Below are 12,575 nucleotides of genomic sequence, written 5' to 3'. Positions count from 1 at the left end.
AGGCATATACACATGTACATTGAACAAATTAAAAAATTGGTTGAGTTACAGGGACTAGACTCCGAGCTCCTTGTACTCAAAGAACAACTAGTTGAGGCACCAAAACATCTTGAAGAGTTAAGAGATAAATTCAACACACTCAAAGAACAAAAGAGCCAGATTAAAGAAAAGCTGAGCATTTTAAAAGAACAAAAAGGCAAGCTGGAACACGATATTGAAGAAGATGCAAATAGGATTCGAAAAAGCAAAAATAAATTAATGATGGTGGAAAACGCTAGAGAATATCATGCCATGATGCGCGAATTGGACAACCTGGAAAAATTAAATCGCCTCAGGGAAGAAGAATTAAGCAATCTTTTGGAAGATCTCCAGGCCCAACAATCTGTGTACGAGCATCTTACAGAGGAAATAACCTCCTTGGACGAAGAAATCGTTGAACAACAATCATCCTTGGATAGTGAACTGAAAAAAATTAATGCTCGCATCCAGGAATTGGAAGAAAGCAGAAAAAAGGCCTGTACCAAAGTGCCAGCTCCTATCCTCTCCAGATACAATTTCATCCGCGAACGCCTGAACAATCCGGTAATAGTCTCTGTAACTAACGGAGTGTGCAACGGTTGTTTTATCAGTATACCTCCTCAAACTTTTATTGAATTACAAAAAGGTGAACAGATCCTAAGCTGCCCAAACTGCCAGCGCCTTATATATTGGGAAGAGCACTTTTCCCCTAAAAAAAATGAAGATTAGTGACTACTGGCTAAAAAGGTTATCTCGCCTATCATCTAGTTGCCCTTAATATCTTGCCATAAGAAAAAAAATGATTATTATATAATTTCAGGAGTTGGACAGGCTATCGCCCCGCACCCACTTTGTACACGGTAAGTTTATGTTATGAAAAGAAAGTTGATTAGGGAAAGTTCTTTAAAGCAATTCAACTTACCGCGTACAAAGTGGGTGCGGGGAGGAAAGTCCGGGCTCCACAGGGCAGGACGCTGGGTAACGCCCAGTGGGGGTGACCCCAGGAAAGTGCCACAGAAACAGACCGCCCTGCACCCACTTTGTGAACGGTAAAACGAAGAGCTAAAAGTTTTTTAGAGCAGTCCAATTTACCGCGTACAAAGTGGGTGCAGGGTAAGGGTGAAAAGGTGGGGTAAGAGCCCACCAGTTACTGCGGTGACGCAGTAAGCTAGGCAAACCCCGTCCGGAGCAAGACCAAATAGGAAGGCGCTTGAGACTGGCCCGGTCGATGCCTTCGGGTAGGTCGCTTGAGGCAGAGAGAAATCTCTGTCCTAGAGGAATGATAGCCATCTGGTTAGCCTGAGTTTTCAGGTAAGCCAGAGACAGAACCCGGCTTATCGTCCGACTCCATTATAAAAAATACAAGGTGTAAAGTTATTTCTGACGCAACTGCAAAAAGTTCTACTTTTTGCAGTTGCGTCATTCTTGTCTTGATTACACATAAAAATATAGCAACACAGCAAAAAAACACTAAACTCTAAATGAACTCGATCTGGGTCATCCTCCTTGCTGCTGGTCAAAGTTCCCGCCTGCAAAAACAAGGAATTGCACAAAAAAAACAATTTCTTTCCTGGAAAGGCTATCCCCTTTTCTGGCATAGTGCGTTAAAATTTGCTAAGATCCCGGAAATTAAGGGGATAATATGCACTTTTCCCCCTGAAGACGTCACTTATGCCCAAAATCTCACTAAAGAATTAAAGAAGAAAAAACCTCTTGGCATTCCCTTTTATCCAGTACCAGGTGGGGAGCTCAGACAAGATTCTGTCTATAATGGTCTGAAAAATCTACCTCAAGAATGTGACTATGTACTGGTTCATGATGCTGCCCGCCCCTTTTTTTCAGCAAAACTTGTAGTCAATTTAATCGAGAGTTTTGCTCCGGATTTAGGCGGTGTGATCCCGGGACTTGCCTGCAAAGATACCATAAAAAAAGTTTCGCAAAACCTGGTTCTTAAAACTTTGGATCGAAAACAGTTGATGGCAGTGCAGACCCCCCAATTCTTCCCTAAAGATACTCTAATCAAAGCCCATGAAAAGGCCCGGAAAGAAAATTTTACTGCTACTGATGATGCAAGCATGGTCGAAAACCTGGGATTATCCATACGGGTCATCCCGGGCGAAGAAAAAAATATAAAAATTACTACCAAAGAAGATCTGGATATGCTCACGGAAAATACCCCTACTCCTGTTCCCTGTGTTGGATTTGGTTATGATGTCCATCGCTATGGCGGACCCCGGCCAATGATTCTGGCCGGAGTTCCAATCCCTGGTGGACCAACTGTTTTTGCCCACTCTGACGGTGATGTCCTCTACCATGCCTTAACAGACGCCATATTGGGCTGTTTAGGTGCAGGCGATATTGGCGAACATTTTCCTGACTCTGATCCACAGCATGAAGGGCAAAGCAGTTCTGTTTTCCTGACTGAAGCCCTGCACATGGCCCAGAAACAAAATCTTAGGCTCACGCATATTGACTTGACCATAGTTGCTCAGGTACCCAAACTTGCTCCTTACAAAAAACAGATCAAAAAAAATATTGCCGGTCTAACAGGGCTTCGGCCTGATCAAATCAATGTCAAAGCCACTACCGAAGAAGGACTTGGTTTTACCGGCTCTAAAAAAGGCATAAAAGCCATTGCTGTGGTTACAGCAATTAAAGAGGAAATTGGAAAGACAGGAAATTAGGAAACCATAGGAAGGAAAAGATACTTAACTAACCATCACCAACACTAACACCAACACTTAAAAATGTATCTATACAATACAATTGCTAGAAAAAAACAAGAGTTTGTGCCTCTGAACAACAACACCGTGCACATGTATGTCTGCGGGATTACAGCCTATGATTATTGTCATATTGGCCATGCTCGCTCCGCAGTAGTCTTCGATGTTCTGGTTCGGTATTTAAGGTCTCTAGGATATAAAGTTAAATTTGTACGCAACTTTACAGACATAGACGATAAAATAATTAAAAGGGCCCAAAAAGAAGGACTGACAACTGAGCAAGTTGCCGAGAAATATATCCAGGCCTTTTATGAAGACATGGATAAACTAAATATCTTGAGAGCGGATATTGAACCCAGGGCCACAGAGCATATTCAGGAGATGATAGACTTAATTCAGGTGCTGGAGGAAAAAGGTTACGCCTATAGAACAAAATCCGGAGATGTCTATTTTCGAGTGCGCAAGTTTAAAGACTATGGTCGCTTATCTGGTCGCAACATCGAAGAGCTCCAGGCTGGTGCACGCATAAATCCTGGCGAAGAGAAGGAAGATCCTCTGGACTTCGCCCTGTGGAAAGCAGCCAAACCAGGTGAGCCTAAGTGGGATAGCCCTTGGGGAGAAGGACGTCCTGGCTGGCACCTGGAATGTTCTGCCATGAGCGCAAAATATCTGAATCAACCCTTTGATATCCATGGCGGTGGTCAGGATCTCGCCTTTCCGCATCACGAAAATGAACGGGCCCAGAGTGAAGCCGCATATGATCAAGAGTTTGTTCGTTATTGGGTGCATAACGGTTTCGTTCAAATAAGCGCTCAAAAGATGTCTAAATCCCTGGGCAATTTTGTGACCATTCGAGATATACTGGCCAATTACCTACCTGAAGTGCTCAGGTTCTTTCTTTTAACCAAACACTATCGCAGTCCACTGGACTACTCTGCAGACGCCCTGGATGAAGCAGAAAAGGCCTTAAAAAGGATCTATACCGCCAAAGAATTGTTAGAAAACAAGCTCGAAAGTACCAAGTGGAGTAAAACCAAACTTCCGGAAGAAATCTTTACCGAACTAAAAAATCTGGAACAAAAATGGCAAGAGGCCATGGATGATGATTTAAACACGGCCAAGGCTTTGGGATATATTTTTAATACCATCCGCCTGGCTGGCAGGGTTTTGGAAAACAAATCCTGGCGCAAAAGCGAGCAAACCAAAGAACTTTGCCAGCAAATCTTAAATATCCTGGACAAATGGGGCAATATCCTAGGCCTGTTCACTCAGGAGAGCGTCACTTTTCTAAAGGACTTAAGGGACATCAAGTTAAGACGCAAAAATATTGACCCGAACCAGGTCAATGAACTGGTTCAGAAAAGACAAGAAGCCAGAAAAGCCAAAGATTTCGCCCTGGCGGATAAGGTCAGAGAAGAGCTCAGCAACATGGGCATAGAGGTCAAGGATACCCCTGCCGGACCGGTTTGGGATATAGTTTAGTAGAATGGTGAACAGTGAGTAGTAGAGGCAGGTGGGAGGCCTGCCCCTACCACCAACTTCCCAATCTCCTAACTTCCCATCTTCTTATCTTCTCAACTTCCTATTTTCCTGCCTTTCTAAGCCTTCTCTTGTCTCCAACGCGAATGGTCAACTTTTCTTTGTCCATAAATTCAAGAAGCGGAATGGCAAATTTTCTGGACAATCCGGTTAAGTTTTTAAAATCCACTGGCCCCATCTCGTCATTTTTCTCAAAATAAGCAATAATTTTGCTTTTCAACTCGTCAACAGCAGAGTTGGCAAAATAAAAGTCTTCGTTGATTTTGACTAGAATATTCTCTTTTTGCAGAAGATTAAGAACAGACCCAGCCTCTTTAAAAGTGAGTTTAAGCTCTTCCAGGAGTTTCTTTACTGTTGGAGGCTTGAGGCCAGCCTTTTTATAGATATCTACAATCTTTTGTTTTAGTTTTTCCTGATCCTTGGCCAGAGAAACCTTGTGTCCTGGCAGTCTTAACGTCTCCTGTTCACTGACAATTTTTTTCTGCCTGATCAAGCGTTCGACGAGAAAATGGAACAGCCTATCGGATAAATTTTTTCCCCACTGGGAGGCCAGTTCGCCCCGGGATATGCCCTGACGCAGAGGATTTGCACGATGAAACTCATGTACGAAATTTAATAAATCCTCTTCCAGGCCCTTGACTATCTCTCCCCCAACATAAATGCGCTTTTCTTTATCAACTAAAAACACTTCCTGGCGCCCGCCCATGACTTGCAAGGCCTTTTCCAAATCCTTGCTTTCCATATCAGTCAGAATGCGCAAACAGGCAAAACTCAAGCCCTCTATTCCAGCCCGATCAAGTTGAACAGCCAAAAGCTCCTGCCCCTCACTTGTGGCCAATTTTTCCAGCACCTTTATTTCTTCTGAACGGCGCTTAACCTTCCCAGCCAAAGGATTGATAATCCTGGCTCCTGCAATTGTCCTTAGAGGAGAAAACGAGCGCAGCACACACCTATCCCCATAAACTCCGCACATGGGACGCTCAAAACGGACCTGGCAAATACACTTTTCTCCCGGCTCCACCTTATCCCTATCCAACAGATATATCCTGGCCATGACTTCCTTGGCCCCATGATGAAAATGTACTTCTGTCCTGTGCTTCAAAGGTCTGGTTGCGGAAGGGAGATAAATTAACTCCAGGTCCCAAACATTACTTGGAAACAAGGTATGTGCATGGGCCAAGACAAAACCCCTTTCCAGCTCATCCACTTCCAGGCTGTGCAAGTTGACTGCCGTGCGCATCCCGGCCAGGCTCTCCTGCCTCTGCTCACCATGCACCTGGATGGATTTTACACGGGACTGCAACATTTCAGGATAGACCATGATCTCATCGCCCACTTTGAGCTTGCCCGAAATGGTAGTCCCGGTAATAACCGTACCATGACCGCGCATGGTAAATACCCGGTCAATGGGCAGTCGAAAAAGATCTGATCTCCTCTTTGGTTTAAAAGAATTGGCCAGCTCTTTTATAGCTGCGGTTAGTTGTTCAAGCCCTGCGCCCGTATGGGCAGAGACAGGAATCACCTTCGCGTCCTTTAAAAAAGTATTCTTTAAAAACTCGCTAACATCTTCTTTCACCAGCTCCAGCCACTCTTCATCGACCATATCCACTTTGGTCAAGGCCACTATTCCTGTTTCAATGCCAAGCAATGTACATATCTCTAAATGTTCTCTTGTCTGGGGCATCACCCCTTCATCAGCAGCGATAACCAAAAGAACAAAGTCAATACCAGCCGCACCAGAAACCATATTCTTCACAAAGCGCTCATGACCGGGCACATCAATAATCCCTAAACGCAGATCTTTATCCAGATCCATAAAGGCAAAACCAAGCTCAATGGTTATACCCCTTTTTTTCTCCTCGGACAGGCGATCGCAATCAATACCAGTCAAGGCCTTGATCAAGGTTGTCTTGCCATGATCAATATGGCCAGCAGTGCCCATGATAACTGGCATATTTTCTCCTCTATTTTTAAATTATGATTTTTTTAAACTTAAAAGTGGCTTAGGATCAACCAACTCGCCCAGAACGGATAAACCAAAATGAAGATGAGGTCCAGTTGCCCGGCCGGTTTTCCCGGCCAAACCAATAACCTGTGCCTTGGCCACCACCTGACCTTTTTTTACCTTGATTTTATTTAGGTGCATATAAATGGAATAGACTCCCAGGCCATGATCAATAATCACAGTCTTACCGCCAAAGTAAAATTCTCCGGTCAGAGCCACCTGTCCGGAATTAAATGCCCTGACCGGAGAATTTAATCCGGCACGTAGATCTATGCCCCGATGGGAGGAACGAGGTTGATTGTTCAGGAATCTGCGCAAACCAAATGTTGATAAAATGCGGCTCCTGACAGGCCAAACAAAAGGAAGTTTTAAATACCTGGTTGGCGTTATTTTTTGTAACGTACCGTTTATTAATTCTTTTTCGGCATATATGCGACTCAAGGCCTTTTTATCAGGAGTAACCATCTTTTTGGGTAGACGAAGATGCTGGACGGGAAAATCCTTTCTACGCACAAAAATCCACTTTTCCACTTTACCGCCATAACCAGTGTTCACAAAAAGTAAATTTTTGCCGCTACATTTTAAGCCAGCTCCCAAAAGAACCTGCTGTTTTTTATATCTCGTTGGCAAAAAAAAGCTCTTTTTAAGCCAGGTTATCTTTATACTCTGAACGTCTTTATTGACTCTGATTTCGGCCCAAAAAGGGCTGCCCTGATCAACTACATCCGGGACATTAACTTCTATGGCATGAGCGTAAGATAAGTAAAGTGAACCGTGAATAATAAGCAGCAAATAAACCAATGCTTTCATCCTGTTTCTCCACCCATTGCGTTCATTGTTTTTCTACGGTAATTTAAATAAATAACATGTATTCAGCAATAGCAAAAACTTCAAGCAACTCAGGCAAAATGTATTCTTCAAGATTCAATGACCAGGCGTACTGGACATAGTCGATGCATTGATCTGATTAAAACTATACAACATAACCATCTAAAATAATTCAACATTTAACATTAAACATTCAGCATTATTATGAACCCGAAAAATTTAAACAAAATCACCTCTTTCTTGGTTATGGATATTCTGGAAAAGGCTCATGCTCTGGAAAAGCAAGGCAAGGAAATTATCCATCTGGAGGTGGGTGAGCCTGATTTTGCCACTCCTGCATGCATAAAAGAGGCAGCCAACCTGGCCTTAAAAAACGACCAGACTCATTACACGCACAGCCAGGGAATCATTGAGCTGCGCGAGGCCATATGCAGGTCCTACCAGGAAAAATATCAGGTTTCTTTAGACCCGGAGCAGATTTTTGTTACCCAGGGCACCTCGCCAGGCATGCTGCTGGTCTTTTCTCTGCTCTTAAATGAAGGCGATAAGGTAATCATTTCTGATCCTGCTTATGCCTGCTATCCCAACTTTATTCATTTTTCAGGCGCAAGCACAGTGCGCGTGCCCATCAGAGAAGAGGATGGTTTTCAATTAAAAGCCGAAATCTTGGCAGATTATGTGGACAGCCAGGTCAAAGCCATAGTTATTAATTCCCCATCTAACCCTACCGGCACTCTACTTTCTGCGCAAAATTTGCAGGACATAGCAGCCTTTTGCCGGGAAAAGGGGCTGTGGATTATCTCTGATGAAATCTACCACGGCCTGGTCTATGCCGGCCAGGAGCACTCTGCCCTGGAATATACAGACCAGTGTTTCGTGCTCAATGGCTTTTCCAAACTATACGCCATGACCGGTTGGAGGCTGGGTTATATAATTGCCCCACATGAATACATTGTGCCGCTGCGCAAGCTGTGCCAGAACTTTTTTATTTCCGCCAATTCCATGGCTCAATGGGCAGGGATTGCTGCCTTGAGCAAGGCAGGTGAAGATGTGGAAAAGATGCGCCAGACATTTGATAAACGGAGAAGATTTATGCTCGGTGCCTTACGGAACTTGGGCTTTAAAATAATTTGTGAACCGTCTGGTGCTTTTTATATCCTGGTTAATGCCCGGCACCTGGCCCAAAAGTTCGGCGGAAGTTCATTAAAACTGGCCCTGGATATCCTGTATAAAGCCGGAGTGGGAGTCACCCCCGGCATTGATTTTGGCCCCGGAGCTGAAGGGTACTTGCGCTTTTCCTACGCCAATTCCATGGACAACATAGCCAAGGCCATGGACAAATTAGGTGAATATCTACGCAGGTTTTAACAAAGCATGTCTGAATCCATCCTCTGGCCTGAGCTTTCAGGCATAAATCTCATTGAAGCTGCTGCCGGCACAGGAAAGACCTACACCATTGAAAGTCTTTTTTTACGCCTCATCCTGGAAAAGGATTTGCGTGTAGATCAGATTCTGGTCATCACCTATACAGTAGCTGCTACAGAAGAGCTAAGAGACCGCGTACGCTCCCGCTTAAGCCAGGCCCTGCACATGTTCATCCAAAACAGCCCCCCGGAAGACACTCTGCTCAAAAAACTATTTGCGGAACACCAAGAAAACAGAGAAAAGACCATTCAAAAACTCACCAGTGCCGTGCATAATTTTGACCTGGCTGCTATTTATACTATCCACGGCTTTTGTCAGCGGGTGCTAGCAGACTTCTCCTTTGTAAGTAACGCCTTGTTCCAGGCCGAAATCATTACAGATGAAGATCCCTTAATCCAGGAAATAGTCTATGATTTCTGGCGACAAAATATTCTGGGGCTTTCCCCCGTCTATCTTCATTTTTTACAAAATCCGGGCAAGGGCTTAAAACCCATTACCCCGCACAGTTTATGTGCCCTGGCCAAACAGTCCCTAAATCATCCAAACCTGAAAATTGTTCCTGATGAACCTGCTCCCGATCTTGAGTCCGTTGAACAGGAATATGTGCAGGCCTTCAGTGAACTAAAGAGGCTCTGGGATGAAAGAGAAGATAAAATCAGAGATCTTTTTCTAAACACCAAAGCCCTGCCCAAAAATATCTATCGCCCTGACAAATTGACAGATTACCTGGATAAATTGAGTGCTTTCCTGCACAAAAAGTGGCCGGACGCGCAGCTCCCGGATAAATTTCACCTCTTTACCACCTCACATCTCACTGCCAAGACCAAAAAAAATCATGAGCCTCCACAAGACATCCTTTTTGATTCTTGTGAGCGCCTAAAGGATATAAATGAAAAGCTTATAAAAAATTATACCCTGGCCAGGCGCAGCCTGAAAGAAAAATTCCTGCGCTTTGTCTTTCAAGAACTTGAAAGCAGAAAAGCCAAAAAAAATGTCCTGGGGTTTGGTGATCTTCTAACACATGTGCACGCGGCTTTGAGCGGGCCGGCAGGCCTCAGGCTAACTTCCTGCCTGCGCCAAAAATACCGGGCCGTGCTTATTGATGAGTTCCAGGATACTGATCCCCTGCAGTACGCTATTTTTTCCACGCTTTTTAACTGCCCGGGTTATATCCTGTTTCTCATTGGCGACCCTAAACAGGCCATTTACAGTTTTCGCGGAGCCGATGTCTTTGCCTATCTCAAGGCACGAGAGAAGTGTACGCATACCTACACCTTGGATACCAACTGGCGCTCAGAGCCCGGCCTTGTTCAGGCCATAAACACTGTTTTTAAAAGACACAAAAACCCTTTTGCCGATGCGCGAATCAAGTATACAGAAGTAAAGCCTGCTCCCAAAAAACAGGAAAAATTCACCGAAGAAAAATACAACGCCAATTTAGTTGTTTATCTCGCCTCCCCCAAAGACCTGAATCAGACAAAGGAAGAGTTGGCAGCGAGCAACCTTGAGCCGGTTCTGGCCCGGCACACAGCTTGTGAAATACTGCGGCTTCTTTTGGCCGGCCAAAAGAATAAGGCCCTTATCGGGCAAAAACCGGTCCAGCCCGAAGATATTGCCGTTCTTGTTCGTACCCACCACCAGGCCCAGACTGTTTTAGAAGAACTAAAAAGACTGCACATCCCCTGTGTTATCTACAATACTGGTAATATCTTTACCACAGACGAGGCCAGAGAAATCTATCTCCTGCTAAGAGCCATCTCCAATTGGACCAATGACAACTATATCCTCACTGCTTTGGCCACGCCTTTTTTGGGCCTGACAAGTGCGGACCTAAAAAAACTCGAACAGGATAACGAACAGTGGGAAGCATGGGTGCAAAAATTTTATACACTGCATCAAAAATGGCAAACCAAAGGAATAATTGCAGCCTTGAATCACCTTATGTTGAGCGAAACCACTAGGCAGAGAGTTCTGAGCCTGTCCCTGGGAGAAAGGAAGCTGACCAACTATATGCAGCTTATAGAACTTTTGCACCAGTACGAGCGCGAGAATTCTGTCAGAATGGCTGGCCTTCTGATGTGGCTTAGAAATATGATGCAAAATAATAGCGGTAGCGACAGGGAGGAGCACCCTTTAAGACTGGAAAGCGACAGGCAGGCCGTTAAAATTATTACTATTCACAAAAGCAAGGGGCTGGAATTTCCCATTGTTTTCTGCCCCTTTTTACATGCCGGCTCCAGAATAAAAGACGAACAGATATTTTATCATGGTGATGATGGCCACCTTGTCCTGGACCTGGGCTCAAAAGAATTAAAAACCAAAAAGATTGTGGCGGAAAAAGAAATTTTAGGAGAAAATTTGCGCCTCATGTATGTTGCCCTGACCCGGGCCAGGCACAGATGTTATCTTACCTGGGGTAAAGTTAAGGATGCAGACACCTCAGCCCCGGCCTATATTTTTCATCTACCTCAGGCTGACGATAGCCATTCTATCCTGAGCCAGGCAGAAGAACGTTTTAAAAAATTAAATTTCGAGGACATAAAAAAAGATTTGGAAGAATTAGCCCATGCAAGCGAGGGCTGCATAGAGATTTCATCCCTGGGCGAGTCTGAACTTGCCCCCCGCTGTCGCTATTCCGGATTTGAGGATGAAGATGAAGAATTGTCCGCCCTTAATTTCACCCGCCACCTGGATAAAACATGGTCCATAACCAGCTTTACCTCTTTAACCAAATCCATTTATGTCCAGAAAACAGAGTTTGATGAACCTTTTTACCCTGGCTTTTTGCCCCAAGTAGCCACACCGGACGAAAAAAATATCTTTACCCTGGAACCCGGCCCAAAAACAGGCAACCTGCTTCACGAACTCCTTGAACAACTGGATTTTAAACACCCGAAAGACATCGAGGATGTAATCCCTGGTCAACTTGATAAATTTGGTTTTGCCAGGGAATGGGAAAAGGTCATACGAGACTTAATGCAACGGGTGGCCACACTGCAACTAAAGCCTGGCCTGAATTTAAAAGATGTTGGTTTAAATGAACGGATAGCAGAGATGGAATTTTATCTCCCATTAAAGGGGCTTGAGGCCGAAACCTTGCAGCAGCTCTATCAGCAATGGGCATTCAGTTTTCCCCATGACTTTTTTCAGTCTGTTAAAGACCTTGATTTTCAGACCACGCATGGATTTCTAAAAGGTTATATCGACCTGGTCTTTACCCATGAGAATAAATTTTATCTTTTAGACTGGAAATCAAATTACCTGGGCGCTGAATTAGAAGACTATGCCCCAAAAAATCTGGCCCGGGTGATAAAAGAGCACTATTATTTTCTCCAGTATCATCTGTATACTGTAGCCCTGATTAAACATCTTAAATCCCGCATGCCAGGCTTTACTTATGACCAATTTGGCGGAATATTTTATGTATTCTTACGCGGAATAAACGAAAGTTCTCCCGGATACGGAGTGTTTTTTGATAGACCGGAAGAACAATTTATTGCCGCGTTAAGTGAATTTTTCCAGGTATCACGAAGTTAATCCAACCCCATTCGTACTTTATCCAATAACTCAAAAAATCAACTTTTGGGACCATCTAACATGTGGTTTTCAGGATTGTTTTCTGAAATGCATTAGATGTATCCAACTCTTTGTTAGCATTGAAGAAAACAATCCTGAAAACCTGAAAAGAAACCCGGACAGTTGAATCTCTACCTATGGCCAGGATACAATCTGACCTCCTGTCATGTTGAGCGCAGCGATGCATCTCAACCCAATGAGATTCTTCGGGCTTCGCCCTCAGAATGACAAATGATTAAGTGACTGAAGTTCACTCAGAGTTAATGTCTTTGTCATTCGACAATTAGACAATTTGGATCTGTTCCGAATTTCGATATTCGGATTTCGAATTTTTGAAGCCCTGCGAGGACTTCAAATTAAATATCTCAACTTTCTGACACGATTAACATCCTCAAATTACTACACTATTGAAGAGTGCATTTTCTGAAATGCATTACAAACGGGTTGGGTAACACATCTTG

General features: G+C 44.0%; 7 protein-coding genes and 1 other RNA gene. 6 read left to right on the top strand and 2 right to left on the bottom strand.

All coding sequences use genetic code 11. The annotated features are described in order from the left end of the window. Positions 1–12: 12 nt before the first annotated feature. The 4 genes from AC3WVG_RS05820 (at position 13) to cysS (ending at position 4,223) form a co-directional block, all read left to right on the top strand. Positions 13–747 (top strand): zinc ribbon domain-containing protein, encoded by a 735-nt coding sequence (locus AC3WVG_RS05820; protein ID WP_488797227.1) that lies wholly within the window; start codon positions 13–15, stop codon positions 745–747. A gap of 152 nt (positions 748–899) precedes the next feature. Continuing rightward, positions 900–1,371: RNase P RNA component class A (gene rnpB / locus AC3WVG_RS05815), an RNA gene on the top strand. A gap of 128 nt (positions 1,372–1,499) precedes the next feature. Next, complete coding sequence (ispD, locus tag AC3WVG_RS05810) at positions 1,500–2,702, top strand: 2-C-methyl-D-erythritol 4-phosphate cytidylyltransferase (protein WP_488797226.1); 1,203 nt, start codon at positions 1,500–1,502, stop codon at positions 2,700–2,702. Between the two features lie 63 nt (positions 2,703–2,765). After that, positions 2,766–4,223, top strand: a complete 1,458-nt coding sequence (gene cysS, locus AC3WVG_RS05805; protein ID WP_488797225.1) for a cysteine--tRNA ligase — start codon at positions 2,766–2,768, stop codon at positions 4,221–4,223. Positions 4,224–4,323: 100 nt separating this feature from the next. On the opposite strand, the gene selB is transcribed toward cysS, so the two are convergent. Both selB and AC3WVG_RS05795 read right to left on the bottom strand, forming a co-directional pair. Further along, the gene (gene selB, locus AC3WVG_RS05800; protein WP_488797224.1) at positions 4,324–6,234 is read right to left on the bottom strand and encodes a selenocysteine-specific translation elongation factor; all 1,911 of its coding nucleotides are present in this window, start codon (positions 6,232–6,234) and stop codon (positions 4,324–4,326) included. Between the two features lie 21 nt (positions 6,235–6,255). Beyond that, positions 6,256–7,095 (bottom strand): M23 family metallopeptidase, encoded by an 840-nt coding sequence (locus tag AC3WVG_RS05795; protein WP_488797223.1) that lies wholly within the window; start codon positions 7,093–7,095, stop codon positions 6,256–6,258. Between the two features lie 222 nt (positions 7,096–7,317). Between AC3WVG_RS05795 and AC3WVG_RS05790 the strand changes: the two genes are divergently transcribed. Further along, positions 7,318–8,481 carry a pyridoxal phosphate-dependent aminotransferase gene (locus tag AC3WVG_RS05790; protein WP_488797222.1) on the top strand — a complete coding sequence of 388 codons (1,164 nt, stop codon included), beginning with the start codon at positions 7,318–7,320 and terminating at the stop codon, positions 8,479–8,481. 6 nt (positions 8,482–8,487) lie between these two features. After that, entirely contained in the window at positions 8,488–12,075 is a 3,588-nt protein-coding gene (recB, locus tag AC3WVG_RS05785) for an exodeoxyribonuclease V subunit beta (protein ID WP_488797221.1), read from the top strand. The last annotated feature ends 500 nt before the right edge of the window (positions 12,076–12,575 follow it).

Source organism: Desulfovulcanus sp., from assembly GCF_982781345.1.
This window is presented reverse-complemented; position numbering and strand designations above follow the sequence as displayed.

Excerpts from the sequence above, each read along its gene's own strand:
- AC3WVG_RS05820 (WP_488797227.1), top strand. The coding sequence starts at position 13 with ATGTACATTGAACAAATTAAAAAATTGGTTGAGTTACAGGGACTAGAC.
- ispD (WP_488797226.1), top strand. The coding sequence starts at position 1,500 with ATGAACTCGATCTGGGTCATCCTCCTTGCTGCTGGTCAAAGTTCCCGC.
- cysS (WP_488797225.1), top strand. The coding sequence starts at position 2,766 with ATGTATCTATACAATACAATTGCTAGAAAAAAACAAGAGTTTGTGCCT.
- selB (WP_488797224.1), bottom strand. The coding sequence starts at position 6,234 with ATGCCAGTTATCATGGGCACTGCTGGCCATATTGATCATGGCAAGACA.
- AC3WVG_RS05795 (WP_488797223.1), bottom strand. The coding sequence starts at position 7,095 with ATGAAAGCATTGGTTTATTTGCTGCTTATTATTCACGGTTCACTTTAC.
- AC3WVG_RS05790 (WP_488797222.1), top strand. The coding sequence starts at position 7,318 with ATGAACCCGAAAAATTTAAACAAAATCACCTCTTTCTTGGTTATGGAT.
- recB (WP_488797221.1), top strand. The coding sequence starts at position 8,488 with ATGTCTGAATCCATCCTCTGGCCTGAGCTTTCAGGCATAAATCTCATT.